Annotated in this window: 27 protein-coding genes; 10 read left to right on the forward strand and 17 right to left on the reverse strand. The window is 68.7% G+C overall.

The window, feature by feature from the left end; all coding sequences use genetic code 11:
- The first annotated feature begins 9 nt into the window (after positions 1–9).
- The 4 genes from GPX89_RS42445 to GPX89_RS42460 are packed head-to-tail and all read left to right on the forward strand — an operon-like array spanning position 10 to position 3,225.
- Positions 10–774: an ATP-binding cassette domain-containing protein gene (locus tag GPX89_RS42445; RefSeq protein WP_157393453.1), complete on the forward strand. Its 765-nt coding sequence runs from the start codon at positions 10–12 to the stop codon at positions 772–774.
- Positions 771–1,793, forward strand: coding sequence for an ABC transporter permease (locus tag GPX89_RS42450; protein WP_157393454.1), 1,023 nt, complete (start codon positions 771–773; stop codon positions 1,791–1,793). The genes GPX89_RS42445 and GPX89_RS42450 overlap by 4 nt, the downstream gene beginning before the upstream one ends.
- 28 nt (positions 1,794–1,821) lie before the next feature.
- Complete coding sequence (locus GPX89_RS42455; RefSeq protein ID WP_235949363.1) at positions 1,822–2,802, forward strand: ABC transporter substrate-binding protein; 981 nt, start codon at positions 1,822–1,824, stop codon at positions 2,800–2,802.
- A gap of 48 nt (positions 2,803–2,850) precedes the next feature.
- On the forward strand, positions 2,851–3,225 hold the full coding sequence (locus tag GPX89_RS42460; protein WP_157393455.1) for a hypothetical protein: 375 nt from the start codon (positions 2,851–2,853) through the stop codon (positions 3,223–3,225).
- 6 nt (positions 3,226–3,231) lie between these two features.
- Here the strand turns inward: GPX89_RS42460 and GPX89_RS42465 are convergent, their stop codons facing one another.
- Entirely contained in the window at positions 3,232–3,975 is a 744-nt protein-coding gene (locus GPX89_RS42465) for an SDR family NAD(P)-dependent oxidoreductase (protein WP_157393456.1), read from the reverse strand.
- Between the two features lie 163 nt (positions 3,976–4,138).
- On the opposite strand from GPX89_RS42465, the gene GPX89_RS42470 reads away from it, so the two are divergent.
- Positions 4,139–5,080, forward strand: coding sequence for a hypothetical protein (locus GPX89_RS42470; protein WP_157393457.1), 942 nt, complete (start codon positions 4,139–4,141; stop codon positions 5,078–5,080).
- 37 nt (positions 5,081–5,117) lie between these two features.
- Complete coding sequence (locus GPX89_RS42475) at positions 5,118–5,999, forward strand: SecDF P1 head subdomain-containing protein (RefSeq protein WP_157393458.1); 882 nt, start codon at positions 5,118–5,120, stop codon at positions 5,997–5,999.
- On the opposite strand, the gene GPX89_RS42480 is transcribed toward GPX89_RS42475, so the two are convergent.
- A complete protein-coding gene (locus GPX89_RS42480) occupies positions 5,996–6,964 on the reverse strand; it encodes an NAD(P)/FAD-dependent oxidoreductase (protein WP_157393459.1) in 969 nt (322 codons plus the stop codon). The two genes, GPX89_RS42475 and GPX89_RS42480, sit on opposite strands and share 4 nt — an antisense overlap.
- 82 nt (positions 6,965–7,046) lie before the next feature.
- On the opposite strand from GPX89_RS42480, the gene GPX89_RS42485 reads away from it, so the two are divergent.
- Positions 7,047–7,634: a helix-turn-helix domain-containing protein gene (locus tag GPX89_RS42485; RefSeq protein WP_157393460.1), complete on the forward strand. Its 588-nt coding sequence runs from the start codon at positions 7,047–7,049 to the stop codon at positions 7,632–7,634.
- 3 nt (positions 7,635–7,637) lie between these two features.
- On the opposite strand, the gene GPX89_RS42490 is transcribed toward GPX89_RS42485, so the two are convergent.
- The 6 genes from GPX89_RS42490 to GPX89_RS42515 form a co-directional block, all read right to left on the reverse strand.
- Entirely contained in the window at positions 7,638–8,255 is a 618-nt protein-coding gene (locus GPX89_RS42490) for a TetR/AcrR family transcriptional regulator (RefSeq protein WP_328602967.1), read from the reverse strand.
- 25 nt (positions 8,256–8,280) lie between these two features.
- On the reverse strand, positions 8,281–9,771 hold the full coding sequence (locus GPX89_RS42495; protein ID WP_157393462.1) for a flavin-containing monooxygenase: 1,491 nt from the start codon (positions 9,769–9,771) through the stop codon (positions 8,281–8,283).
- Positions 9,768–10,625 (reverse strand): SDR family NAD(P)-dependent oxidoreductase, encoded by an 858-nt coding sequence (locus GPX89_RS42500; RefSeq protein WP_157393463.1) that lies wholly within the window; start codon positions 10,623–10,625, stop codon positions 9,768–9,770. Before GPX89_RS42500 ends, GPX89_RS42495 begins: the two co-directional genes overlap by 4 nt.
- Entirely contained in the window at positions 10,609–11,511 is a 903-nt protein-coding gene (locus tag GPX89_RS42505; RefSeq protein WP_157393464.1) for an alpha/beta fold hydrolase, read from the reverse strand. Before GPX89_RS42505 ends, GPX89_RS42500 begins: the two co-directional genes overlap by 17 nt.
- A complete protein-coding gene (locus tag GPX89_RS42510; protein ID WP_157393465.1) occupies positions 11,508–12,875 on the reverse strand; it encodes a cytochrome P450 in 1,368 nt (455 codons plus the stop codon). Before GPX89_RS42510 ends, GPX89_RS42505 begins: the two co-directional genes overlap by 4 nt.
- A 128-nt stretch (positions 12,876–13,003) precedes the next feature.
- Entirely contained in the window at positions 13,004–13,291 is a 288-nt protein-coding gene (locus GPX89_RS42515; RefSeq protein WP_157393466.1) for a hypothetical protein, read from the reverse strand.
- Between the two features lie 107 nt (positions 13,292–13,398).
- Between GPX89_RS42515 and GPX89_RS42520 the strand changes: the two genes are divergently transcribed.
- Positions 13,399–15,297, forward strand: a complete 1,899-nt coding sequence (locus GPX89_RS42520; RefSeq protein ID WP_157393467.1) for an alkyl/aryl-sulfatase — start codon at positions 13,399–13,401, stop codon at positions 15,295–15,297.
- Positions 15,298–15,317: 20 nt separating this feature from the next.
- Positions 15,318–16,478: a PucR family transcriptional regulator gene (locus GPX89_RS42525; protein ID WP_157393468.1), complete on the forward strand. Its 1,161-nt coding sequence runs from the start codon at positions 15,318–15,320 to the stop codon at positions 16,476–16,478.
- 1 nt (position 16,479) lies between these two features.
- On the opposite strand, the gene GPX89_RS42530 is transcribed toward GPX89_RS42525, so the two are convergent.
- A complete protein-coding gene (locus GPX89_RS42530; RefSeq protein ID WP_328602968.1) occupies positions 16,480–17,133 on the reverse strand; it encodes a TetR/AcrR family transcriptional regulator in 654 nt (217 codons plus the stop codon).
- A 101-nt stretch (positions 17,134–17,234) separates the two neighbouring features.
- Between GPX89_RS42530 and GPX89_RS42535 the strand changes: the two genes are divergently transcribed.
- Complete coding sequence (locus GPX89_RS42535) at positions 17,235–18,179, forward strand: oxygenase MpaB family protein (protein WP_328602969.1); 945 nt, start codon at positions 17,235–17,237, stop codon at positions 18,177–18,179.
- 12 nt (positions 18,180–18,191) lie between these two features.
- Here the strand turns inward: GPX89_RS42535 and GPX89_RS42540 are convergent, their stop codons facing one another.
- The 8 genes from GPX89_RS42540 to GPX89_RS42575 all read right to left on the reverse strand — a co-directional run bounded on the left by GPX89_RS42540 (position 18,192) and on the right by GPX89_RS42575 (position 25,133).
- Positions 18,192–19,658 (reverse strand): alpha/beta hydrolase, encoded by a 1,467-nt coding sequence (locus GPX89_RS42540; RefSeq protein WP_157393470.1) that lies wholly within the window; start codon positions 19,656–19,658, stop codon positions 18,192–18,194.
- A 73-nt stretch (positions 19,659–19,731) separates the two neighbouring features.
- Positions 19,732–20,145, reverse strand: a complete 414-nt coding sequence (locus GPX89_RS42545; RefSeq protein ID WP_157393471.1) for a hypothetical protein — start codon at positions 20,143–20,145, stop codon at positions 19,732–19,734.
- A 185-nt stretch (positions 20,146–20,330) separates the two neighbouring features.
- The gene (gene thpD / locus GPX89_RS42550) at positions 20,331–21,215 is read right to left on the reverse strand and encodes an ectoine hydroxylase (protein WP_157393472.1); all 885 of its coding nucleotides are present in this window, start codon (positions 21,213–21,215) and stop codon (positions 20,331–20,333) included.
- 27 nt (positions 21,216–21,242) lie between these two features.
- Complete coding sequence (locus GPX89_RS42555; protein ID WP_157393473.1) at positions 21,243–21,632, reverse strand: ectoine synthase; 390 nt, start codon at positions 21,630–21,632, stop codon at positions 21,243–21,245.
- A gap of 1 nt (position 21,633) precedes the next feature.
- Positions 21,634–22,908: a diaminobutyrate--2-oxoglutarate transaminase gene (gene ectB / locus GPX89_RS42560; RefSeq protein WP_157393474.1), complete on the reverse strand. Its 1,275-nt coding sequence runs from the start codon at positions 22,906–22,908 to the stop codon at positions 21,634–21,636.
- Entirely contained in the window at positions 22,905–23,441 is a 537-nt protein-coding gene (gene ectA, locus GPX89_RS42565) for a diaminobutyrate acetyltransferase (RefSeq protein WP_157393475.1), read from the reverse strand. The genes ectB and ectA overlap by 4 nt, the downstream gene beginning before the upstream one ends.
- A gap of 105 nt (positions 23,442–23,546) precedes the next feature.
- On the reverse strand, positions 23,547–24,272 hold the full coding sequence (locus GPX89_RS42570) for a response regulator transcription factor (protein ID WP_157393476.1): 726 nt from the start codon (positions 24,270–24,272) through the stop codon (positions 23,547–23,549).
- 183 nt (positions 24,273–24,455) lie between these two features.
- Complete coding sequence (locus GPX89_RS42575; protein ID WP_198347853.1) at positions 24,456–25,133, reverse strand: L,D-transpeptidase family protein; 678 nt, start codon at positions 25,131–25,133, stop codon at positions 24,456–24,458.
- Positions 25,134–25,155 lie beyond the last annotated feature (22 nt).

Here is a 25,155-nt window from a genome sequence, read left to right on the forward strand (position 1 = left end):
TGATCGCCGATGCCTGCCGTGGTTTTGGAAGCCGAAGGGCTTCACAAGCGGTACGGCGGCGTGGAGGCGTTGCGAGGGGCCAGCTTTCAGGTCGACGCCGGTGAAGTGGTGGCGCTGATCGGTGACAACGGGGCCGGGAAATCCACGCTGGTGAAGTGCCTTTCCGGGGCCGAGCAGCCCGATAGCGGGCGAATTCTGTTGGATGGGAAACCGGTTCGCATGGCCTCGCCGGTCGCGGCGCGGCGGCTGGGCGTGGAGACGGTGTATCAGGATCTGGCCGTCGCGCCCGATCTGGATCCCGCGGCGAATCTCTTTCTCGGACGCGAACTTTTCCGCTCCGGGCTGCCGGGGCGACTGGGCATGCTCGATCGCAAGTCCATGAGAGTGCAGGCGGCCGAGCACTTTCAGCGGCTCGGCGTGGTGTTGCCGCGTGACGACGTGCCGATCGGGTCGCTGTCGGGCGGGCAGCGGCAGGCCGTGGCGGTGGCGCGTGCGGTCATGTGGGCCAGCAAGGTCGTGTTCATGGACGAGCCCACCGCGGCGCTGGGCGTGGTGCAGCGCGAGCGGGTGCTGGATGTCATTCGGCGCGTGCGGGATCAGGGCATCGCGGTGGTGCTGATCAGCCACAACATGCCCGAGGTGCTGGCCGTCGCCGATCGTATCGAGGTACTGCGGCTGGGGCGGCGGGTGGCGCGCTTCACCGCGGCCGACGCCACGCTGGAACAGCTGGTGGGAGCCATGACCGGGGCGCTGACCACGGAGGACGAATCTTGAGTGGGCAGAGCGTGAGCGGGGCCGTGGGCCGAATCGTGCGGCGGCTGGCCGGGACCGGCACGTTCTGGATCGGGATCGTGCTGGTGGTGCTGTATCTGGCGTTCAGCATCGCGCGGCCCGACGCGTTCCCGACCCGGTTCACCTTCCAGACGCTGCTCATCGAGACCTCGGTGCTGCTGGTGCTGTCGATCGGGATGACGTTCGTGATCGTCACCGCCGGAATCGATCTGTCGGTCGGGATGGTGCTGATCTTCTCCGGCGTGCTCGCCTCCAAGACCATGGAGTGGCTGAGCCCAGGCGGGGACGCGACGCACGCGGGCTGGGGAATCATCGTGCTGGGCTTGGCCATATCGATTGCGGGCGGCGCGGTCTGGGGGCTGGTGAACGGATTCCTGGTGGCCAAGGCCAAGATTCCGCCGCTGATCGTCACGCTCGGCTCGTTCGGGGCCGCGCTCGGCGCGGCGCAGCTGATCACCGGCGGTGTGGACACCCGCACGGTCCCCGAAAAGCTGCGCAATTCACTGGGTTTCGGCACCCTGCTGGGCGGCATCCCGGACCTGGTGCTGGTGGCGGTGCTGGTCACGCTGTTCGGGGCCTGGCTGCTGCACACCACGCGCTTCGGGCGCTACACGTATGCGATCGGCTCCAACGCGGAGGCCGCCCGCCGCGCCGGCATCGGCGTCACCCGGCACCTGGTGCTGGTCTATCTCATGACCGGAATGCTCTCGGGCCTGGCCGGTTTCATGAATCTCGCGTACTTCGGCACCACCACCATCGCCGGGCACGGCACCGACAATCTCGACGCCATCGCCGGTGTCGTGATCGGCGGGACCAGCCTGTTCGGCGGGGTCGGGTCGGTGCTGGGGACCGTGATCGGGGTGTTCATCCCGTCGGTATTGCGCAAGGGCTTCGTCATCGTGGGGGTGCCGGTGTTCTGGCAGCCCATCGCGGTGAGCGTCGTGCTCGTGGCGGCCGTGTGGTTCGACCAGATCCGCAGGCGGTCCCGGGACCGGAAATAACAGAACACAGTTCGAAGGTGAGGGCCTGATGATGAGGACCGGAGGACGCGCCGCCATAGTGGCGGCCGTGGCCGTGGCGGTGGCCGGGCTACTGGCGGGATGCGGTGGCTCGGTGAGCAATTCGGGTAAGACCGACGCGAAGAAGCTGGTGCTCATCCCCGGTGTCGCGAACGAACCCTTCTACATCTCCATGCAGTGCGGCGCGCAGGACGAGGCCAAGTCGCTCGGCTACACCCTCGACACCCAGGCCCCGTCGCAATTCGACGCGTCCCAGCAGACGCCCATCGTCACCGGCGTGATCGCCAACAAGCCCGGCGCGATCCTCATCGCGCCCACCCACGCCCAGGCCATGGCCAGCCCGATCAAGCAGGCCAAGGACGCGGGCATCAAGGTCATCGAGGTGGATACGGCGCTGGAGGACACCTCGATCGCGCTGTCGTCGATCTCCTCCGACAATGTCAAGGGCGGGCAGCTCGCGGCCCAGACCCTGGCGAAACTGGTGGGCGACAAGGGTTCCGTGCTGGTGATCAACACCAAGGCGGGCACCTCGACCACCGATCAGCGCGCCCAGGGCTTCGAGAACGAGCTGAAGCAGAGCCATCCCGGCATGACCCCCCTCGGCGTCCAGTACAACAACAACGAAGCGGCCCAGGCGGCCTCGATCGTCACCGCCACCCTGGCGGCGCATCCCGATCTGGCCGGAATCTTCGCCACCAACCTCAGCTCCGCCGAAGGCGCGGCCACCGGGCTGCGCAATGCCGGCAAGCTCGGCCAGGTCAAGGTCGTCGGCTTCGACGCCAGCCCCAAGCAGGTCCAGGACCTCGAGGACGGCACCGTTCAGGCGCTGATCGCCCAAAACCCCGGCGACATCGGCAAACAGGGCGTCGATCAGGCCGCCGCGGCCTTGGAAGGCAAGCCCGTCACCCGCACCATCCAAACCAACATGATCGCCATCACGCAGGACAACATCGCGGCCAACAATCAATACTTCTACAAGTCCAAGTGCTGAGTTCGCACCGAGATCCACTGCCCTACACCCGATTACAGGAGTAGTTCCATGTTCCGCAAGATAGCCGCCACCACCGTCATCGCCGCCGCCCTCACCGGAGCCGCGGTCGGCACCGCCTCCGCCGCGACACCCGACGCCACCCCCGAACCCGTCGCCGCCGTCACCCCCGTAGCCGTCACCCCCGTCGGCGCGGGCCAGACCCAAGCCATCCCCGGCGGTCAGATCGGCATGGTCCTCGGCGGCATCACCGGCGCGGCCATCGGCATCGTCGGCGGCGGCGCGATCGGCTGTGTCGTCGCCGCCCCCGTCTGCCCCGTCACCGTCGTCATCGGCGCGGGCATAGGCGGAGTCGCCGGAGCCGCCGTCGGCGCCAGCGTCGGCGCGGGCATCGGCAGCGCCATCGGCGCCCAGCTCCCGGGCTGAGCTCGGCTAGCCTCGGCCGAGGACCGCGCCGCCATTGACCTGGAGGATCTGGCCGGTGGTCCACCCGGCCTCGGCCGAGGCGAGGTGAGCAATGGCCGCGGCGACATCGTCGGGGGTGCCCGCGCGGCCCAGCGGAATCTCCGCGGCGCGGTCCGCTTCCAGTTGCGGGGTCAGGCGGCCGGTCCAGAACTCGGTGGCGGGAACGAATCCCGGTGCGACGACATTCACCGTGATGCCCTGCGGCGCGAGCTGTTGCGCCAATCCCAGCGACCACCCGTGCATGGCGGCCTTCGCGGCCCCGTAGGGTCCGGACCCACGCAGCCCGGCAATAGAACTCACCGACACGATCCGCCCGCCGGGCCGCGCGATATGCGGCAGCAGGGCCTCAGTCAGCAGTACCGCGGTGACCACGTTCAGCTGGAAGACCTCGGAGTAGACAGTCGCGAGGCCCGCCAAGTCCTTCGGCGTGGGTTTCGGGTTGCCGCCCGCGTTGTTCACCACGATGTCGACCGCCCCGCCCGAGGCAATCTCCTCGCCGAGGGCCCCGGCCTGCTCGGGCACGGTCAGATCAGCGGTCGCGACGGAGACGCGGTCGGCGCCCACCGCGGCGTTGATCTCCTTCGCGGTGCTCTCCAATACCGAAAGCCGCCGCCCCACGATCACCACCGACACCCCATCGGCCGCCAACCGCCGCGCCACCGCCTTCCCGATCCCGGTCCCGCCACCACTGACAACTGCCCGCCGCGCCATCGTGCCTCCCAGATCAACGAAACATGGTCCGGCCGAATCTACTTCGTCAGTGGGTTTCCGGCTGCCCCGGATGCGGTGGTGAGAAAGGTATGGTGGCGCGGTGGACCAGCGGCGGACGGCGTGGGTACCGGAGTCGTTTCTGCTGCTGTGCGCACCGATCGTCGTGGATCTGCTGTTCGGGGCTACGCAGGCGACGACGCTGGTGGCGTTGATCCCCGAAACGTTGACCTATGGGTGTGCCGCCCTGCTGATCAGGGGTCTCGCGCGGGAGCGCGGAGCCGGGTGGGCGGCCGTGATCACGTGGGGGCTCGCGTTCGCGGTGATCGCCGAATGTCTGATCGTGCAGACCTCGCTCGCGCCACGGCCGGGTGCGGCCGGGGAGTGGGGACGGGCGCTCGGCGTCAACTGGCCCTATCTGGTTTGGGCGGTGGGTTACGAGAGCTGTTGGGCGATCGCACTGAGCATTCAGCTCACCGATCTGGTGTTTCCCCTTGATCGCGAAACGGTGTGGCCGAGTCGACGTGGGCGATTGGTCCTTGCCGCCGTGTTCGTCGCCGGTGCGATTCCGACCTGGTACAACTGGACTCACGTCGTGTCGCCGGATCTGCTGCACCTGCCCGCGTACCAGCCGCCGCTGCCGACACTGGCCCTCGCGCTCGTTGTCGTTGCGGCCCTGGCCATTCTCGGGGTGCGCTTCGCGAGGCAGCCCGCGAGAAGATCCCGGACGGCAGCGCGGAGGACACCGAATCCCCTCAGCGCCGGGGCGATTGCCTTCCTTGCCGCCGTATCGTGGTTCGGGCTGCTGCTTCCCGAGGTGAACGGCCTGCTGTTGCACGTCCCGGTGGCGCTGCCGATCATCGGCGCCCTGCTGATGGCTGCCGCGACCGGCATCCTGCTGGATCGCTGGTCCCGGACACCCGGGTGGGACGACCGCCACCGACTGATGCTCATTCTGGGCGCGTTCACCGCCAGCATGGCGGCCGGCTTCCCGGCCAACCAATTCACCACCCTCACCTTGATCATCAAGGCGGGCCTGAACATTGCCGCGCTCGCTGGTCTCCTCGCGCTCTACAGCCGCCGCGCGCGCATTGTGACTCGTTCGTGATTATCATCGCGGGATCAGTTGTCACGAAGGGTTCGGGATGAGATTGTCCAGGTCGGTCGGTCGCGGGGTGCGGGCTGCGGTCGTCGGGGTCGCAGTCGTCGCCGTGATCGGAGCCTGTGGCGGGCAGCATGGTTCGGGTACGGCCGTCGCCTTCACGGCGCGCACTCCGGGCGGGATGGTTCCGTCGGCCGGGACCATGGAACAGACCAAGCAGGCGGTGGAGCAGCGGGCGGGCACCCTGGGGGTCGGCAAGACCACGGTGACGGTGGACGCGGACATGTTGACGATCACCGTGGCCGGGGACGACGGTACGGCGGCTCGACGGCTGGGGCGGTCCGGCCGGTTGTTGCTGCGACCGGTGCTGGCAGGCAAGCCTTTTCAAGCCGGCCCGGGAAAGACTCTGCCGGGCAAGGATGTCCGGCAGAGCCTCGATCCCGCGGTGCAGACGGCCACGCTCGCCGGAATCGACTGCAAGCAGCCGGATCCGCTGCGGGGCGCGGACGACGCCACCCTGCCCCTGGTGACCTGTGCCGCCGCGGGTGACACCGCCTACCTGCTGGGACCGGCCGTGGTCGACGGCAAGGAGCTCACCGATGCCAAGGGCTCGATGGACACCCGCACCGCGCGCTACGGCGTGAACCTGACGCTCACCGATATCGGGGTCCGGCAGTACACCCAGTACACGGCAACCAATGTCGGCAAGCAGCTCGCCTTCGAGGTCGACTCCCAGGTGCTCTCGGCTCCGGTGATCCAGAGCGACGTCCTCACCTCCCAGAGCGGCTTCGGCCCGGTCATCCCGAGCGCCGTCCTCGGCAACCAGAGCCAGCTCGTCGGGAACTTCACCAAGGACGCCGCGGACGATATCGCGACGACCCTGCGACTCGGCGCGCTCCCGGCGATCCTGACCCCGCGCGGCTAGCTCACCCCGGTCAGCGCCCGGTACTCCGCCACGGCCCGGCGGGTGTCCTCCGCCACCAGGTCGGCATTGATCTGCGCGCCCGCCATGGCTCCCGCGGCCGCCGCCGCGCCCACCTGCGCGGACAGATCGACGACATTGCCCGCCGCCCAGACGCCGGGGGCCTCCGTGCGTCCCATTGCGTCGGCGGGGATGTATTCGCCTGCGCCACTGGGATGTTCGGTGGGCACCAGGCCGAGGTCGGCGAGGAATCCGGCGCGGGCGACCATGCGGGTGGGCGCGGCCAGCACCTCGCGGCCGACCACGGCGCCATCGGCCAGCCGCACACCGCTCATCCGGTCGTCGGCCACCTCGACGGCGGCGATCTCGCCCGTCACGACGCGAACTCCCCTGGCCGCCAACTGCTCCGACTCCTCCTCGGTGGGCGGGGTGTTGGTGTGCGCGAAGTACACCACATCCTCGCTCCACTGCCGGAACAGCAGCGCCAGGTGAATTCCCATGGGGCCCAGCCCGAGGACGCCGATCCCGCGATCGCGCACCTCCCAGCCGTGGCAGTACGGGCAGTGCACGACATCGCGGCCCCAGCGCTCGCGCAGTCCGGGAATCGGCGCGAGTTCGTCCACCAGACCGGAAGTGACGAGCAACCGGCGCGCCCGGGTCGAACGGCCGTCGGCCAGGGTGACGACGAATTCCTCACCGTCGCGGCGGATTCCGCTCACCTCACCGGAGACGACCTCGCCGCCGTACTGCCGCACCTCTTCACGCCCGCGCGCCACCAGCTCCGCGGGCGGCACGCCTTCCCGCGCGAACAGCCCGTGCACGCCCGCGGCCGGTGCGTTGCGCGGGCTGCCCGCGTCGATCACCACCACCGAGCGCCGCGCCCGGGCCAGCATCAGTCCTCCGTTCAGTCCCGCGGCGCCGCCGCCCACCACTACCACGTCATAGCTGCTGTTCAGCCGATCGGTCATGGATGACCACCTCCTGTCTACGACGATCCGGGCACACCGGCCGATCCGGCAACCTTCTTTGCCGATATGGCAAACTCGAAGGATGAGCGAGGACATCGACCAGGCCCTGGATGGGGTGGGCCCGCGGCTACGTGAACTGCGCAAACAGCGGGAAGTCACGCTGGCGGAGCTGTCCGCCGAGACCGGTATCTCGGTCAGCACGCTGTCCCGTCTGGAGTCCGGTGCGCGTCGGCCGACGCTGGAGCAGCTGCTCCCGCTGGCCCGGGCGCACAACGTCACCCTCGACGAGTTGGTGGACGCCCCGCAGACCGGCGATCCGCGCGTGCACATGCGCCCGATCACCCGGGGCGGGATGCAGATGCTGCCGCTGACCCGCCGCGCGGGCGGCATTCAGGCGTTCAAGATCATCTTGGACCCGAAGGCCGGGCGCAGCGAGCCCACTCCGCAGACCCACGAGGGCTACGAGTGGCTCTACGTGCTCAACGGCCGGCTGCGGTTCGTCCTCGGCTCCCACGATCTGATCCTGCAGCCGGGCGAGGCCGCCGAATTCGATACCCGCGAACCGCACTGGTTCGGCTCGGCCGACGACGAACCGGTCGAATTCCTCAGCCTGTTCGGCAAACAGGGCGAGCGCGCGCACTTCCGTGCCCGCCCGCCCAAGAAGGGCTGACCGTCAGGCGTCGAACCGGGGACCGACCAGCGCGAGCGCGGTTTCGACTGCGACACCGATGATTTCGGTGATGTCGTGCCCGTCCTCGACGGTCGAGGCGATGAGTTCCCGGAACCCGCCGTAGAGGATCGTCGCCATCCGCCGGTTGGGCGGATGCAGCCCGGCGGCCTGGAATTCCGGTGTGGCGGTGAGCTTCTGGATCAGGGTGATGAACGCTTCGGCCGCGTCCCGATGCAGCTGCCGCGCACGCTCCCCCAGTGCCGGGGTGTCGCGGATCCAGGCCAGGGTGATGCCGGTGTCCTGCCGCGACGCCTCGATCCACGCCTCGATCGCCTGCCGGATCTGGGTGTCCCACGGCGCGGTCGCGTCCACGGCCGCGTAGATCTGCTCCACGGTCTCGTTGTTGCGTTCGGTCAGCAGCGCCACGAAGCAGTCCTGCTTGTCGGCGAAGTGCTCGTAGAAGGTGCGCCGCGAGGTGCGCGCGATGCGCACCACGTCGGCGACGGTGGCGTCACGGTAGCCGCGCTCGCGCACGGCCTCGCCCATGGCGTCGAGCAGCCGCCGCCGGAAGACGGAGTCGGTGGCGGGTTCGGCGTCGGTGGTGGGCTCGGCGCGTGTCACGAGCATCAGCGTAGTTTCTCCGGGTTCACTGCACGCCGAGGCGTGTCTCCGTGCGCTCGGTGGCGTGTCGTCGGGCTCCGGCGAAGCGGATGGTGCCGTCCTCGATCTTGCCGTGCCGCAAGGTGATCACGTCCTGGGCGTAGTTCATGCCCAGCCGCCAGGGCGCGCGCGACCCGGCCTTCGGGAAGCGGTCGATGGCCCGCAGCACGTAACCGGCCTGGAAGTCGAGCAGCGGCGCGGTGGTGATGGTCGGATCGGGCCACGGTGTCGCCTGCGTGTAGCCGTGAATGTCCATGTGCCGCAGCAATCGGCACACGAATTCGGCGACCAGGTCGGCCTTGAGCGTCCAGGAGGCGTTGGTGTAGCCGATGGTGAACGCGAGATTGGGCACGCCGCCCAGCATCATCCCCTTGTAGGCGATGGTGTCCGGCGGCTGGATCTCGCGGCCGTCCACGGTCAGCGCGATGCCGCCGAGCGCGAGCAGGTCCAGCCCGGTCGCGGTCACCACGATGTCGGCGGGCAGCACCGCACCCGATTCGAGCGCGATGCCGTCGGCGGTGAACCGCTCGATACGGTCGGTCGCCACCGAGGCGCGGCCCTCCCTGATGGACCGGAACAGATCCCCGTCCGGCACCAGGCACAGCCGCTGATCCCACGGGTTGTAGGTCGGCTTGAAATGGGTGTCGACGTCGTAGCCCTCGGGCAGCTGCTTGATGGCCAGATTGCGGAAGAACTTGCGCATCATCTGCGGCCGCCGCTGGCTCAGCTGATAGATCAGCGTGCTGACCAGCACGTTCTTCCAGCGGGTGACGGTGTAGGCGCGGCGGTTGCCGAGCTTCTCGCGCAGTTTGGTGGCGATGCCGTCGACGGTCGGCACCGACAGGATGTAGGTCGGCGACCGCTGCAGCATGGTCACGTGCGCGGCGGTCTCGGCCATGGCCGGGACCAGGGTGACCGCGGTCGCGCCACTGCCGATCACCACGACGCGCTTTCCGGCGTAGTCGAGTTCGGCGGGCCAGTGCTGCGGGTGCACGACCTGGCCCTGGAAGTCCTCGAGGCCGGGGAATTCGGGGGTGTAGCCCTCGTCGTAGCGGTAGTACCCGCTGCACAGGTAGAGGAAGTCGCAGGTGATGGTCGAGGGGATGCCGTCGTGCTCGAACCCGACGGTCCAGCGCGCCTCTTCCGACGACCAGGATGCCCCGGTCACCTTGTGCCCGTAGCGGATTCGCCGATCGATTCCGGCGTCGGCCGCGGTCTGGCGGATGTAGTCGAGAATGGCGGGCCCGTCGGCGATGGCCTCGGCGGCCACCCAGGGCCGGAACCGGTACCCGAGCGTGTGCATGTCCGAGTCCGAGCGCACTCCTGGATACCGGAACAGGTCCCAGGTGCCGCCCATGGCCTCGCGCGCCTCGAAGAGGGCGTAGCTCCGATTCGGGAAGGCGTCCTGGATATGGTGTGCCGCACCGATTCCGGACAGCCCGGCCCCGACGATCAGCACGTCCACGTGTTCGGTCATGATCTCGCTCCCTTCGCGGCCCGGCCGCGCATCGCGCCCATCACGACCGCCAGCACGTCGAAGTAGTGGGTCGGGGTGACCCGGGCCAGCGTGTCGAACATGTAGGCGTCCGGTCCCACCAGAATGCGCGCCTTGCCGCGTTCGACTCCACGGCAGATGATTTCGGCCGCCTTCTCCGGCGTGGTCATGGCGATGGCCTCGAACTCGTCGGCCATCTGCTCGTGGGTGCGGCCTCGGCCCTCGGGATCCTTGCGGACGCGGCCGTTGCGGGCGATATTGGTCTTGATCCCGCCCGGGTGCACGGTCACCGCGGACACCCCGGTGCCCCGAAGTTCCTGCCGCAGTGCGTCGGTGAAGCCGCGCACCGCGAATTTCGCGGCGCAGTAGGCGCTCTGGTAGGGCATCCCCACCAGGCCGTACACGCTGGAGGTGTTGACGATCGCGCCGCTGTCCTGCTCGACCAGGATGGGCAGGAACGCCCGCGTGCCGTTCACGACGCCGTCGAAGTTGATACGCCGCAACCATTCGTCGTCCTCGGGCACGGTGTCCAGCACCGAGGAGGACACCGCCACCCCGGCATTGTTGAACACCGCGGCCAGCGGCGCGGTCAGCCAAGCGCGGACCTCGTCGGCGAAGGCGAGCTGATCGGCGGCATCGCGCACGTCCAGCACCCGGGTCAGCACCGGACCGCTCATCGACGCCGCGGTCTGCTTCAGGCCGTCGGCGTCGATATCCGCGATGGCCACCGGCGACCCACGGCGGGACAGCAATTGGGCCAGACCCCGCCCGATTCCGGAGGCCGCGCCGGTGATCATCACCGGGTGACCGGAGAGTGGCCTAGACGTTCGGGGCATCGGTACTCCTGGATTCGGCGGTGCGGATGTGGCTGTCGATGAGGTCGGCCAGGGTGGGCCAGAGCGCCTCGGGCAGGTCGTGACCCATGCCGGGCAGGGTGTGCAGGCGCGCGCCGGGCACGGCCGCGGCGGTGACGACGCCGCCGGTCGGGTTGACCATGCGGTCGCGGTCGCCGTGCAGCACCAGGGTGGGCGCGGTAATGGTGCGCACCTCGCGGGTCCGGTCCCCCGACTTCATGATTCCGGCGAGCTGGCGGCCGACACCGGCGGCCGGGCGCGGATCGCGGTCCCAGGTGGTCCCCGCCGTGGCGCGAATTCTGGCCTCGTCCAACGGGTACCCGGCCGAGCCGATGTGGCGGTACATCATGACCGCGCCGTCGGTGTGTTCCTCCCGGGTGCGGGCGGGCTTGCGGAACATGCGCGCCCAGGTCGACAGGGCGGGGCGGCCCACCCGGGCCGCGCCGGTGGTGGAGAAGATCGAGGTCAGCGAGGACACCCGGGCCGGGTACCGGGCCGCGACGGTCTGCCCGATCATGCCGCCCATGGACATCCCGGCCAGGTGCGCGCGTTCCCAGCCGAGGACGTCCAGCAGGCCGAGGGTGTCCAGGGCCAGGTCGCCGAGGTCGTATTGCTGTGGGTCCCAACGCTTGCGGAGCATGTCGGCGGGGCCGGGCGGGCGGAATCGGAGGTGGGTGGAGGTGCCGACATCGCGGTTGTCGAAGCGCACCACGTCGTATCCGCGGTCGGCGAGCAGGGTGATCAGGCCGTCGTGCCATTCGTGTTTCTGCTGGCCCAGCCCGGCGATCAGCAGCAGCGGGATGCCGCTGCCGTGCCGTTCGTAGGTGAGGGTGATGCCGCGTCCGACGTCGGCGCTCTGCTCGCTCATGCCGTCACCTGTTCGCCTCGTGCGTCCTGGTTTTCGCCGGTTTCGACGGACTGGCTCGTGGTCCGGGGCGCCCGCCGGTAGACGACGGCTCGCCCCTTCTTCGCGGGAACCAATGCGACACCGCGGAAGTGCGCGCGCTCGTCCGGGGCGTCGGTGGTCTCCAGGGTGAAATCTCGCAGCAGCACGCGCAAGACCACGTTCATCTCCATGGTCGCGAACGCCGCCCCGATGCAGCGCCGCGCGCCGCCGCCGAACGGGATCCAGCTGAACGTGCCGGGCCGCTTGCCGACGAACCGGTCCGGGTCGAAATCCTTGGGGTTGGTGAACAATTCCGGATTGTCGTGCATCAACCGGATGCTGACCATGACGCCCTGCCCGCGCGGCAGCGTCCACCGGCCCAGCTGCAGCGACTCGGCCCGCACCTTGCGCGCGGTGGCGTCGATGACCGGGCGCACCCGTTGCGTCTCGAGCAGCGCCGCCTCGCGCAATTCGGAGCCGCCCGCGTCGGCCTCGGCGACCAGCCGCCCGAGAATGTGCGGGTGGCGGCGCAGCCGTTCGATGGTCCACGACAGCGAGGTGGCGGTGGTCTCGTGCCCGGCGGTGAGCAGGGTGAGCAGTTCGTCGGCGATCTCGTTGTGCGTCATGGCCGAACCGTCGTCGTAGCGCGCCTGCAGCAGCATGGCCAGCACGTCGTCGCGCTCGCTCAGGCCGGGGTCGGCGGCCGCGCGCTCGATCAGCCGCTGCACGATGCGGTCGTACTCGGCGCGGTGCCGTGCGAAACGGGCCCAGGGGCCGAAGCGCCCGAACAGCTTGCGCGGTACCGGAAGCGCGGCGAGCGCGGAGCCGACGAGCACCAGTTTCGGCAGCAGCGTGCGCAATTGGTCGAACTCCGCGCCCTCCGCGCCGAAGACCGCGCGCAGGATCACGTTGAGCGTGATCCGCATCATCGAGTCCATGGTCGCGAACTCGGTGCCCGAGGGCCAGGTGGCCATCTCGCGGACGGCCTCCTCCTCGATGAGCGATTCGTACACCGCCAGCCGTCGGCCGTGGAACGGCGGGGTCAGCAGCTTGCGCTCCTTGCGGTGTTCCTCCCCGCGCAGCGCGAAAAGCGAACCGGGACCGAGGAATTGGCCCAGGTTGGCGTCGATGTTGTCGACCAGGTCGGTATGGGTGGTGAACAGCGCCTTGACCTCGGCCGGGTCCGAGAGCACCACGGTGGGCCCGAAGCGCGGCATCTTGACCATGAACGCCGACCCGTATTTCGCGTGCAGCCGCCGCCATGCGCGGGTGCGTCCGGCCAGGATCTCGACGGCCTGCACGAAGGCCGGCGTGGTTGGTCCATCGGGCAGTGTCACTGTGGTCATGCGCCATCTCCCAGCCTGGTACTTCTGCGTACCATGAGCACGGTACGCGCGTGTACCAGGCTGTGGCAAGGGTCACTTCCCGAACCGGGCGGGTGCTGGATCACCCACCCGGCACCGGGACGGTGCGCCTAGGACAGCGTCGCGCGCAGCGGATGGCGCGGATCGAAAATGGAGATCGGCGGGCCGTCGCCCGCCGGGTGCACCTCGAGCTTGCCGGTGTCGTCGATGAGGACGCGCCGACCCGGATACGTGCGCCGGGCGGTCTCCGCGTCGCGCTCATCGAAGGCGTCGCAGCCGATGAAAACGAGTACGCCGTAATGCAATTCGGTCGCGTAGACGCTGGCCGGCCAACGGTGCAGCCAGGCGTCCAGATCGAAGAGAGCATCGGCTTTGGGCAGGTCAGTGCCGACCGTCATGCGGGAATCCTAGTCCCGCCGGGCGTAAGGATGGCGTCAATGCGGAGCGGATCTTTCACAGATGTTTCTTATTGCAGCAATACTGCAATAGCGGCTAGCGTGGAGACATGGCCACCGAACCCACCGCCCACATCGTCGCCGCCCACCAGCGCGTCCTCGCGACGCTGCCGTTCGCGGACACCACCGATTTCGACGACGCCACCCGCGGGCTCATCGCGCGACCGGACTCCGGCGCGATCACCGATGATCAGGGAAACGTGGTGTGGGACGGGGATTCCTACGGCTTCCTCGGCGGCGACTGCCCCTACTCGGTGAATCCGAGCCTGTGGCGGCAATCCGAACTCGCCTCACAGCAGGGGCTGTTCGAGGTCGCGCCGGGCATCTACCAGGTGCGCGGCTTCGACATCTCCAATATGACCCTCATCGAGGGCGAGACCGGCGTCGTCGTCATCGACCCGCTCACCACGCGCGAGACCGCCGCGGCCGCCCTGCGGCTCTACCGCGACCATCGCGCGCACCGCCCGGTCACCGGGCTGATCTACACCCATTCCCACATCGACCACTTCGGCGGCGCGGAAGGCGTCCTCGCCCCGGAGGACGCCGCGTCGGGGCGCTGCCCGGTCATCGCGCCCGAGGGCTTCCTCGAGCACGCGGTGGCGGAGAACATCTTCGCGGGCACGGCCATGGCGCGCCGCGCCGGATACATGTTCGGCACCGCGCTGCCGCGCGGCGAGCGGGGCACCGTGGGAACCGCGCTGGGACAGACGATTCCGGTCGGCTCCGCCGGAATCATCGCGCCCACCGTGGATATCGTGGACAGCGGCCAGGAGCTGACCGTGGACGGCGTGCGGCTGGTCTTCCAGCTGACCCCCGACACCGAGGCCCCGGCCGAGATGAACGTCTACCTGCCCGGCCATCGCGCACTGTGCATGGCGGAGAACGCCATCCACACCATGCACAACCTGCTGACCCTGCGCGGCGCGCTGGTCCGCGACGCCCACAACTGGGCCAAGTACCTCACCGAGGCCGTCAACCGCTACGCCCGCAACTGCGACGTGGTGTTCTCCTCGCACCTGTGGCCGACCTGGGGCACCGAGCGCGTCGTGAAATTCATGTCGCTGCAGCGGGACATGTACGGCTACCTGCACGATCAGACGCTGCGCAAGCTGAATCAGGGCCTGGTCGGCACCGAGATCGCCGAGGACTTCCCGCTGCCGCCCGCGCTCGAGAACACCTGGCACACCCGCGGGTACTACGGCACCGTCAGCCACAACGTGAAGGCCGTCTACCAGCGCTACATGGGCTGGTACGACGGTAACCCGGCACACCTGTGGCAGCATCCGCCGGTCGAGAGCGCGACGCGGCACGTGGAATTCATGGGCGGCGCGGACGAGGTGCTGCGCAAGGCCCGGGCCGCCTACGAGGCGGGCGATTTCCGCTGGGTGGCGCAGGTGGTCGACTACGTGATCTTCGCCGATCCGGCCAACGCGGAGGCGAAGGCGCTGCAGGCGGACACCTTCGAGCAGCTGGGCTACGGCGCGGAATCGGCCACCTGGCGCAATGTGTATCTGTCCGGCGCGTACGAGCTGCGCCACGGCTCCTTCGGCACTCCGACCAAGGCCGACGCGGCGTCGTCGATGCTCTACGGGCTGACCGTCGAGCAGATCTTCGACGCCATGGCGCTGCGGGTGGACGGCCCCAAGGCGTGGCACTTGAAGTCGGTCGTGGACTGGAAGATCACCGATCAGGACCGCGTCCACCGCATCGAGATGAGCAACGGGCTGCTGGTGCACTACGACCGCTTCGACGGCGACGGCCTGCCCGACGCGGACGCCACCTTCGAGCTCGCGCACCCGACCCTGGTCCGGATCCTGCTCATGGAGCAGGACTTCCCGGGCGCGGTCGCGCGGGGCGAACTGGCCGTGCACGGCGACGTGACGACCCTGGGCGGGTTGGTGGCCGCACTGGACGAACCGGACCCGGACTTCGCTATGGTCACTCCCTGACTGCTACCACGGGAGGTCTCATGGCGGAGGCCGAGAAGTTCATCGATGCCTGGCAGGAACGGGCGGTGGCGCTGATCGCGGACTTCGCGATCGGCACGCCGCCCTATGACGCCCTGCCCGCGTCCATGATGGACGCCGACTTCCTGCCCGCCGCCCAGCTCAATATCGAGCTGTTCTTCCGGTTCCTGCGCACCGGCGAGGACCCGAGCGAGACCGAAACCGAACCGCTGGTGGCGCGGGCGGTTTCGCTGGTCCGCGACGGGATGCCGATGGCCGAGGCACTGACCAACTACCGGGTGGGCCTGAGCTTCGTGTGGAGTCAGGTGGTCGGCACGCCCACCCGGGCCGAGGCGATCACCGCGGCCACGAGCGCGTTCCGGCTGGCCCAGTACGTGGCATTGATGACGGCGCGGATCGCCGACGCCTGCGTCGACGATGTGCGGCAGTCCCGCTACGACCGCATCGAACAGCATCGCGCCATCGCGGAAGCGCTGCTGTCCGGCGGTGATCCGTACGAGTGGGCCGAGGACGCGGCGGTCACCCTGGTGGACGCGTATGTGGTGGCGGTGATCCGGCTCGGGGATTCGCCCAACGGCATCCTGACCGACCTGCGGCGCCGGCTGGCCGGGATCGCGGGCAGCTTCCTCTACCGCGACAGCGGCGGCTGGACGACGCTGTTGCCGCTGCGCTCGGCCGCCGACGAGAGCGCCGCCATCACCAGCCTGGCCGAGATTCTGCAACCCAAGGCGCGCACCGCGAAAACCGCGCTGTGGGTGGGTGTTTCGGCCGCGCCGACCCGGGATCGACTACCCGAGGCGTTCGCCGAGGCGCGGGTGCTGGCCGAGACCGGGCGGGCGCTGCGGCGGCCGCGCATGATCTGCCGGCGCGAGGACATGGTCTTCGAATACGCCATCGCCACCTCGGGCGCGGCCGGGAATCTGGTGCGGGTGCTGGATCCGCTCGACGCGCAGCCGGTGCTGGCCGAGACCCTCGAGGTGTTCATCCTGCAGGACTTCAACCAGAACGGCACGGCCCGTGAGCTTTCCGTGCACCGCAATACGATCACCTACCGGCTCACCCGCATCGCCGAGCTGACCGGCTACGACCCGCAGACCCCGGCGGGGATCTCGACGCTCATGAGCGCCCGCGTCGCCCGGCAGCTCGACGGGCACACGCACTGAGCTATTCGGGCGTCGCGCCGCCGATCAGCAGCCGGACGATGGCCTGCACGAAGCCCTCGATGCGTTCGCGGGGATAGGCGTCCGGGTCGCTGACCGCCAGGCGGGCGAGCATTTCGGAAATGGTCAGCAGGGAGTTCGTCAGCAGGCCGGAATCGATTCCGGCCCAGCGCGGGTCGATGACCAGGCCCATGCGCACCAGCGCCTCGGCCTGATCGAAGATCCCGGCCCGGGAGCTGCGGATGGCCTCGCGGTATTCGTCGGGGGCGTTGCCGGGACCGGCGAGCAGCAGCCGCCAGCGGGTCGGATTGCTCAGGGCCACACCGACGAACGCCTCGACGGTCGCGGAGGCGACCACCACCGGGTCCGCGCCGAGCAGATCGGTGGGCAGGGTCTCGGCGACCTGTTCGAGGGCGCGTTCGCGTTCGCGTTCCAGCAGGGCCGCGACCAGGTCGGCGCGGGTCTTGAAGACGGTGTAGAGCACGGGCTTGCCGACGCCCGCCTCGGCGGCGACCGCCTCCATGTTCAGCTCGTGGAGTTCGGCCTTCTCCAGGACCGCGAAGGCGGCGTCGAGCAGCTGGGCTCGCCGCTCTTCCGGGGGCAGGCGTTGCGCATAGCGCCGACGCGGCCGGTCTGCCGTCGCGCGGGGTTCGCTCACCGGGCCATTCTGTCACAAAGCTACGCACCCGTTGTATTCACCGCCGCCAATTGCTACGGTGGCGTTGTATTCCATGGGATCGAGCCTTCAGAGGAGCCCACGTGACCTTCGATCCGACCACTCTCCGCCGCGACGACTACGGCTTCTTCGGCCCGGATTCCCCGAGCTGGAAGGTCTGGACCTCGCCCACCGCGGTGATCGGCTTCCAGCGCGCGGTCACCCTCGAGTTCTTCGACCCGTTCCTCACCGCGTCCGTCGCCGACACCGGCAAGATCTACGCCGACGCCCGCGGCCGCCTCGACGCCACCTTCGCCTACTTCCTGATCGTGGCCATCGGCGACTCCCGCACGGCCATCCAGGCCTCCGAGCACCTGATGAGCGTGCACGCCAAGAGCACCGGCATCGAGCCGATCACCGGGCGGCGCTACAGCCCCAACTCGCCCGAGACCCAGCTGTGGATCCATATCACCGGATGGCAGTCGGTGCTCAAGGCCTACGAGATGTTCGGTCCCGGACTGACTCCCGAGGAGGAGGCCCGGTACTGGCAGGAGTGCCGGATCGCCGCGGAACTGCAGACCTGCAAGCCCGAGGACGTGCCGCTGACCCGCGAAGGCATCCGCGAGTACTACGCGAATGTCCGATCACGCCTGTGCACTTCGGAGCGCGCCCAGGAGGGCATGCATCAGATGCTGTTCACCTCGCCCAAGAACGGCGCGGGCTGGACCTATGCGATCGGGGCGCGGCTGCTGTCCTTCGCCTCCATCGCGACCCTGCCCAAGTGGCAGCGCAAGCTGGGCCAGTTCGATCGGCCCGGCATCGTGGATCTGCTGGTGAAACCCGTTGGCCGCATTCTCGTTTGGCTGTTCACCCTGTTCAACAAGAAGGGGCTGATCATGGCCGCCCCGATCATCGCGCCGATGGCCGGGCAGATCCTGGAACAGCATCTGAAGTTCGAGACGCCGACCCGGCAGGAGACGGTGACACCGGCCGCCGCACGGGAACTGTACGGCAGCCAGGGGCACCGCAGCGTCGCCGCCGCAGGCTGATTCGCGTGGGTCTCACCGGCAGGTGAGGTCCGTCTCCGGACGGGTGCCGTCGCGCAGGAACCGCTCGACGGCCTCGTTCGCGCAGGCGACCGGGGACGGGTACGCGCCGTGCCCACCGGCGTCGACGGCCACCATGCGGGCGCGATCGCCGAAGGCCCGGCGTAGGTTCAGCGCACCGCTGTAGGGCGAGGCCGGATCCCGGAGATTCTGCACCAGCAGCACATTCGAGGGCCCGGAGGAATTCACCAGCGTGCGCGGTGCGACCGGGTAGGGCCAGGTCGCGCACGGCGAGTAGCCGCGCGGCATGCCCGCGGTGAGGGGAAATCGGGCACGATCCGCAGCGACGGCGGCCGTGTAGTCCCCCACGGAGGTCGGCCAGGCGACGTCATTGCACAAGGTGGCGATCAGGACGGCCGTCGACCGCTGGACGGTCTGCTCGGGCGCAGCGGGCGGAGCGGCGGGGAGCGTCCCGGACCCCGCGGCGGCGTTGAGCAATTGGGCCAGGAAGGGGAATTGCTTGTCACTGTGCAGACCATCCAGCATGGTTTGCCGTAATCCGTTGCCGCTCAACGCAGACAACTCGGCACCGGGCCACGGCAGCGGAGCCCGATCCAGGCGTGCGGCCACCGTCAGGAACTCCTCGCGCACCGCGTCCGGCGTCTCCGCCACTCGATCCGGGTTGCCGTCCGAGGAGGCCCAACGCGCGAAGTCCGGGAACCGGTCTTCCATGGCGACAGCGTAATTCGCGGCCCAACCGCGCTCGATCAGGTCGGGGTCGGGATCGTCATTGCTGTCCAGCAGCACCCGGTCCGTGCGATCGGCGAACATCGTGGCGTACACCGAGACCACGTAGGTGCCGTAGGACTGCCCCCAAGCCGCTATCTTGTTCTCCCCCAGCGACTCTCGAATCCGATCGATGTCCCGCGCCTCGGTCCGGGTGCCGATGGACCGCACCAGGGCTCCCCCGTTTCGGATACATGCCGCGGCGACCCGGTTCTCCACCTCGACATTGCCCGCGATCCCCCCGTCGGCATCGGGCCACGGGCGCAACCGCTCCAGGACCAGATCCTCCTTCGGCACATGGCAATTCGCTTCGACGCTCGCCCCGAGACCGCGCGGGTCGAAGCCGATCAGGTCGTACTCGTCACGCACCGATTCGGGCAGCCGGGCGCCCCATGTCGACGGCAGTCCGAGCCCGCCCGAACCCGGGCCACCCGGAACCAGGAACAGCACCCCGCGCCGATGCTCGGGATGCGCGCTGCGAATCCGCGAGACCGCGATGGAAATCCGTTCGCCGTCGGGCTTGTCGTAGTCCAGCGGCACCGAGAGGGTCGCGCATTCTTGCCGGGGATCCAGACCATTTCCCTGGCAGGGGTACCAAGTCGGCGCAGCACTCGACGCCAACTGGCACGCCGTCACCCCGGACACCGCCATCCCGGCCAGCCCCAGCACCGCTGCGAGGCGAACAGTTCTTCTCATGACGCCGACGCTACGAACGGCGCATGCCCGTGGGCGTCACCCCACGGTGCTGTCCACCACTCCCCCTGCGGGACTAGCTCGCGAGGTCGTGGACCAGCGTGTCGCTGCGCCAGCGATGTCCGGCGGGCAGCGCGTCGGCGATGCGGCCGTCCAGACGGGCCCGTGCGCCGAACCAGATGCGGACGGGGCCAACATGATTGGGCATGAGGCTGGAGTTCTGGATCGCCAATGCGGCCTCGTCACCCGCGGCGCAGCCCAGCAGCCGGATGGTGTGCAGCGCGTCGGGGTGATCGCCCTCCGCGGTGACGCGCAACTCCGGTTCCAGCAACACGCGCAGCGCGGCCTCGAAATCGGCCGTCTCCGGCCAGATTCGGTGATGACCCCCGACCGGTACGGTCGTGCCGAGCCGCAACGGGTGCAGATCGGCGTCCGCGGCGGCCGCCTCCCAGCGGAAGGCGAGCTCGTCGGGTTCGACGACCCAATCCATGAAAGCCTCCTCGTGTTTCCCGCCTTCGAACGTAGAGCGAGAAAGGTAAGGTTTCGCCAAATTTTCTCGCCCGAGGCGTTCCACGCGGCCCCTCATCGATCGACCATTGCCAGGTCGGGGCATGGATTCGACAAGTTGTGTGATCGCGACCACATGGAACGGCATCGGCGAGGCGAAACGGGCGCTCACACCAGCGGCGTGAAGTCCCGGCTCGCGAGGTACTCCGGCCGCGGATGAGGCGCGGCATACGGGTCCAGCAGGGTGTTCTCGACGCTGTTGAACACCAGGAACAGGTTCGAGCGCGGGAACGGGGTGATGTTGCCGGCCGAGCCGTGCATCAGGTTGGAGTCGAACAGCAGCGCCGATCCGGCCCGGCCGGTGAACTGGGCGATGCCGTGCTTGCCCGCCAGGTCGGTGATGGCCTGCTGGGACGGGACGCCGATCTCCTGCTCGGTCAGCGACACCCGGTAGTGATCGGCCGGGGTTTCACCCTGACAGGGCACGAACGTGCGGTGCGAGCCCGGCATCACCATGAGGCTGCCGTTGAACGGGTAGTTGTCGGTCAACGCGATGGACAGGCTGACCGCGCGCGGGGCGGGCATGCCGTCCTCCGCGTGCCAGGTCTCGAAATCGGAGTGCCAGTAGAAACCGGTCCCGGTGAATCCGGGCATGTAGTTGACGCGGGTCTGATGCAGATACACCTCGGAGCCGAGGATCTGGCGCGCCAGCCCCGCGATCCGGCTCTCGCACACCAGCTCCGCGATGACGGGGCTGAGCCGGTGCACGTCGAACACCGACCGCACCCGGTGCGAGGCGCGCTCGATGATCACGCGGTCGTCGAGCACCAGGTCGGGATCGCTTGTCAGACGCTGGATCTCGCCGGCGACATCGCCGACCTCGTAGGGGTCGAGCAGGCTCTCGACGATGGCGTAGCCGTTGTCGTCGAAGTCGGCCAGCGCGGGAGTGCCGATCTCGCCCCACACGGTCGGGTCGTCGCGTTCGATCGGCGGCGTCCCGACCACGGTGCGGGTGCGGTAGCGGTCGATTCGCTCCGGACTGGACAGGGTCATTCGGAAACCTCCGTCATGCGAAACCTCCTAGTCGACGGCGACGAGCGGATAGACACCGTGCTCGTCGTGCACCTCGCGCCCGGTCACCGGCGGATTGAACACGCACAGCATGCGCATCCCGGTGCGGGCGAACAGGCGGTGCCGTTCGTGGCCGTTGAGCAGATACATCGAGCCGGGGCCCAGCTCGTAGGTGGTGCCGTGGTCGAGATCGACCAGCGTGCCCTCGCCCTCGACGAGCCAGACGGCCTCGATGTGGTTCTGGTAGTGGAATTCGTGGACGGTCTCGGCGTCGATCGTGGTCTCGTGGAAGGAGAATCCGACGCCGTCGCCGCCCAGTACGATGCGCTTGCTGCGCCAGCCCGGGCCCGCGATATCGCGGTCGGTGCCGGTGATCTCGGCGGTGGTGCGCACGATCATGTCAGCGCCCCCGCCCGCCGCAGACCGCGTCCACCGACTCGGCCAGCAGCTCCAGGCCGTGATCCAGCTCGCTGTCGCTGATGGTCAGCGGCGGAAGCAGTTTCACCACCTCGTCCTCGGGCCCGGAGGTCTCGACCAGCAGTCCGCGCTGGAATGCGCTGGCGCACACCTTCTCCGCGGCCGAGGCGTCGTCGAACACCACGCCGTGCACGAGGCCGCGACCGCGGGTGGTGATGCCGTCGAACGCCGCGACCATGCCGGCCAGGGCGCGGTCGATGCGCTCGGCCTTGGCCCGGGTGGCGATCTCCAGGGCGTCGTCGGCCCAGTAATGTTCCAGCGCCGCACGGGCGGTCACGAAGGCCGGGTTGTTGCCGCGGAAGGTGCCGTTGTGCTCGCCCGGCTTCCACACATCCAGTTCCGGCTTGAACAGCACCAGCGCCATGGGCAGGCCGTAGCCGCCGATGGACTTGGACAGGGTGACGATATCCGGTGTGATACCGGCCATTTCGAAGGAGAAGAACGGTCCGGTGCGGCCGCAGCCCATCTGCACGTCGTCGACGATCAGCAGAATCTCACGGGCGGCGCACAATCCGGCCAGCTTGCGCAGCCACTGCACGCCCGCGATGTTGACACCGCCCTCGCCCTGCACGGTTTCCACGATCACCGCGGCGGGGCTGTCCAGGCCGGAGGAGGCGTCGTCGAGGACGCGTTCCATCCATTCGAACGAATCATCGTCGGGGCCGGACAGATAGCCGTCGAAGGGCATCGAAGTGGCGTGCTGCAGCGGGACACCCGCGCCCGCGCGCTTGGCGGCGTTGCCGGTGACCGACAGCGCGCCCAGCGTCATGCCGTGGAAAGCGTTGGTGAAGTTGAGGATTTCGGTGCGGCCGGTCACCTTGCGAGCCAGCTTGAGCGCCGCCTCCACCGCGTTCGCGCCGGTGGGGCCGGGGAACTGCACCTTGTAGTCGAGGCCGCGGGGCCGCAGGATGCGGTCGCGCAGGGTTTCCAGCAGCTCACGCTTGGCGACTGTGGACATGTCCAGGCCGTGGGTGATTCCGTCACCGGCGATGTAGTCGAGCAGCGACTGCTTGAGGACGGGATTGTTGTGCCCGTAGTTGAGCGCTCCCGCCCCGGCGAAGAAGTCCAGGTATTCCCGGCCGGTCTCGTCGCGCAACCAGGCGCCGGAGGCGGTGTCGAAGACCGTCGGCCAAGAGCGGCAGTAGCCGCGGACATTCGATTCCAGGTCCGCGAAAACCGTCATGTCGGGCAGTGTCATCGCCATTCCTCCTGAGGGGTGAGCGGTGCGATGCGATAGAGATCCTCGGGCTGATGCCCGCCGGGGAACTGATCCGCCGTGAACAGCGGGGTGCGGGTCAGGGCCGCGCCCCGCCGACGCGACAGCGAGGCGAACATGGCTACCGAGGCCGGATTGTCGGGGGAAATCGTGGTCTCGAGCTGCGTGACGCCCTGGGCCGCACAACTTTCCAGCAGCGCGTCGAGCATGTCGACGCCCAGGCCGTGCCCGCGATGCGGGTGATCGACCGCCACCTGCCAGACGAACAGGGTCTGCGGCCGCGCGGGACGGGTGTAGCCGATGACGAAACCGGCTACCTCGCCGTCGATTTCGGCGACCATCGAGGTGTTCGGGAAGTCCCGGCACCACAGCAGGTAGGCGTAGCTGGAGTTGGTGTCGAGCACTCGGGAATCCTGGGCAATGCGCCACATCTGCGCGCCGTCGGCGAGCACCGGTTCCCGGATCTCGATTGTTTGCTGGGATATCGCGTCAAATTTGCTGATTGGGATCTGCATGACCGCCTCAGCCTGACGATCGAACGTTGAGGTCTACCGTGCGAACTCATTGCGATCTCATGACGATCCGATGACTCCGCAGGCGGGGAAAACCGTAAAGACCCGCTATTTCGGCATGTCGAGGCGGTATCCGAGGCCGCGGACCGTGACCACGATGCGTGGATCCGACGAGTCGGACTCGATCTTCGTGCGCAGGCGGCGGATATGGACGTCGACCAGGCGTTCGTCACCGAAGAAGCCTTCGTCCCAGGCGCGTTCGAGCAACAGTGTGCGACTGAGCACACGGCCGGGGTTGGCCGCCAGTTCGCACAGCAGCCGAAACTCGGTGATGGTCAAGGGAATCTGCTCGTCGCCGCGGCGTACGACGCCGCCGTCCGGCGAAAGCACCAGCGGCGCATCATCATCGGCGTCGAGCACGATCTCGGCGGGCGGATCGGACATCGGATCGTCGGGCAGCGCGCCCAGGCGCGGCCGCCGGCGCAGCGCGCGCATGCGCGCGCTGATCTCCTTGATCTCGAACGGCTTCGTCACGAAATCATCGGCCCCGGCCTCCAGCGCGGCCACCACGTCGTGGGTGTCCTCGCTGGCGCTGACCACCATGATCGGTACCTCGTGGGCGCGCCGCACCTCACGAATACAGGTGAAGGCGTCCATTTCGCCGACCAGCATGTCCACGATCATGACGTCCGGCGCGCCATTGCTGCGCAACCGTTCCAGCGCCACTTCGGCGGCACCCGCTTCGGCGACCTCGTAGCCTTCCTGCTCCATCGCCAGCCGCAGGGTGTCACGGACCCGGAAGTCGTCCCCGACGATCATCAGGCTCGCACCCATATCCCTAATCCTTTCGTCCGGAGGACACCCCGACGCGTCCAGCGGACAATCACCGGCGAACCGGTGATCGTGTTCGACAAGGTCGAATACCCGAACCTTAGTTCAGCGAAACATCGGCAATTCTCAGGAGTGCGGTCGCATTTGCGACAGTGTGAGAACAGGCACAGGCCCTCGAGCCGCTGATCAGGGCATTCGGTTCTTTACGGCGATATCGATGACCGGGCCGCGAGCCGGATCCAGCCAGCGCATCACCGCATCGAGTTGCCCGGCCGGAAGTGTGACGCAACCGGCCGTCGGATTGCCGTCGCCGACGTGCAGGAAGTACGCCGAACCCGCTCCGGAGACCACGGGACTGCGGTTGTAGTCGATGACCACGGCGTGATCGTAGGCGGGACCGGCCGCCCCGAGATCCTCACCGGCGGATTCGTCGAACGGGCAAGTGCCGGGCGCACAGCGGAAGTGGGTGTTGTAATACCGCGACTTCACATCCGACACCCACCAATCCGACTCGGTGACCCGGCGATACGGCAGGCGGGTGCCATTGTTCTCGCCGATACCGAATGCCTCTGTGAGCGGCCAGATTCCGGCCGGGGAGCGGGTGGCCGTCTCACTCGCGGGCCCGACGCCCTGCGCTCCGACCTCGGCCCGCAGCGGCCCGATCCGCCGAACCCATTGCGCGCCATCGCGATCCCACGCGGTCAGGGCGGCGGTCGTGGCGGTGGGCGAATCGGCGGTCACCGTGATGAGCTGCTCGGCCGGGCCGGAATAGGCCGGCTGCTCCTGCTCCTGCGGCTCGGCGGGCCTGTGCGCGCAACCGACCGCGGCGGCGAGAACGACTGCGGCCGTGACTGCGGGAACCACGCGGCGAATGCTGGGCATAGTG

The organism is Nocardia terrae (assembly GCF_009760405.1).
Classification (GTDB): Bacteria; Actinomycetota; Actinomycetes; order Mycobacteriales; family Mycobacteriaceae; genus Nocardia; species Nocardia terrae.

Excerpts from the sequence above, each read along its gene's own strand:
- GPX89_RS42455 (WP_235949363.1), top strand. The coding sequence starts at position 1,822 with ATGATGAGGACCGGAGGACGCGCCGCCATAGTGGCGGCCGTGGCCGTG.
- ectA (WP_157393475.1), bottom strand. The coding sequence starts at position 23,441 with ATGCAGATCCCAATCAGCAAATTTGACGCGATATCCCAGCAAACAATC.
- GPX89_RS42500 (WP_157393463.1), bottom strand. The coding sequence starts at position 10,625 with ATGCCCCGAACGTCTAGGCCACTCTCCGGTCACCCGGTGATGATCACC.
- GPX89_RS42510 (WP_157393465.1), bottom strand. The coding sequence starts at position 12,875 with ATGACCACAGTGACACTGCCCGATGGACCAACCACGCCGGCCTTCGTG.
- GPX89_RS42485 (WP_157393460.1), top strand. The coding sequence starts at position 7,047 with ATGAGCGAGGACATCGACCAGGCCCTGGATGGGGTGGGCCCGCGGCTA.
- GPX89_RS42520 (WP_157393467.1), top strand. The coding sequence starts at position 13,399 with ATGGCCACCGAACCCACCGCCCACATCGTCGCCGCCCACCAGCGCGTC.
- GPX89_RS42525 (WP_157393468.1), top strand. The coding sequence starts at position 15,318 with ATGGCGGAGGCCGAGAAGTTCATCGATGCCTGGCAGGAACGGGCGGTG.
- GPX89_RS42475 (WP_157393458.1), top strand. The coding sequence starts at position 5,118 with ATGAGATTGTCCAGGTCGGTCGGTCGCGGGGTGCGGGCTGCGGTCGTC.
- GPX89_RS42505 (WP_157393464.1), bottom strand. The coding sequence starts at position 11,511 with ATGAGCGAGCAGAGCGCCGACGTCGGACGCGGCATCACCCTCACCTAC.
- GPX89_RS42445 (WP_157393453.1), top strand. The coding sequence starts at position 10 with ATGCCTGCCGTGGTTTTGGAAGCCGAAGGGCTTCACAAGCGGTACGGC.
- GPX89_RS42540 (WP_157393470.1), bottom strand. The coding sequence starts at position 19,658 with ATGAGAAGAACTGTTCGCCTCGCAGCGGTGCTGGGGCTGGCCGGGATG.
- ectB (WP_157393474.1), bottom strand. The coding sequence starts at position 22,908 with ATGACACTGCCCGACATGACGGTTTTCGCGGACCTGGAATCGAATGTC.
- GPX89_RS42515 (WP_157393466.1), bottom strand. The coding sequence starts at position 13,291 with ATGACGGTCGGCACTGACCTGCCCAAAGCCGATGCTCTCTTCGATCTG.
- thpD (WP_157393472.1), bottom strand. The coding sequence starts at position 21,215 with ATGACCCTGTCCAGTCCGGAGCGAATCGACCGCTACCGCACCCGCACC.
- GPX89_RS42465 (WP_157393456.1), bottom strand. The coding sequence starts at position 3,975 with ATGGCGCGGCGGGCAGTTGTCAGTGGTGGCGGGACCGGGATCGGGAAG.
- GPX89_RS42495 (WP_157393462.1), bottom strand. The coding sequence starts at position 9,771 with ATGACCGAACACGTGGACGTGCTGATCGTCGGGGCCGGGCTGTCCGGA.
- GPX89_RS42545 (WP_157393471.1), bottom strand. The coding sequence starts at position 20,145 with ATGGATTGGGTCGTCGAACCCGACGAGCTCGCCTTCCGCTGGGAGGCG.
- GPX89_RS42570 (WP_157393476.1), bottom strand. The coding sequence starts at position 24,272 with ATGGGTGCGAGCCTGATGATCGTCGGGGACGACTTCCGGGTCCGTGAC.
- GPX89_RS42555 (WP_157393473.1), bottom strand. The coding sequence starts at position 21,632 with ATGATCGTGCGCACCACCGCCGAGATCACCGGCACCGACCGCGATATC.
- GPX89_RS42480 (WP_157393459.1), bottom strand. The coding sequence starts at position 6,964 with ATGACCGATCGGCTGAACAGCAGCTATGACGTGGTAGTGGTGGGCGGC.
- GPX89_RS42460 (WP_157393455.1), top strand. The coding sequence starts at position 2,851 with ATGTTCCGCAAGATAGCCGCCACCACCGTCATCGCCGCCGCCCTCACC.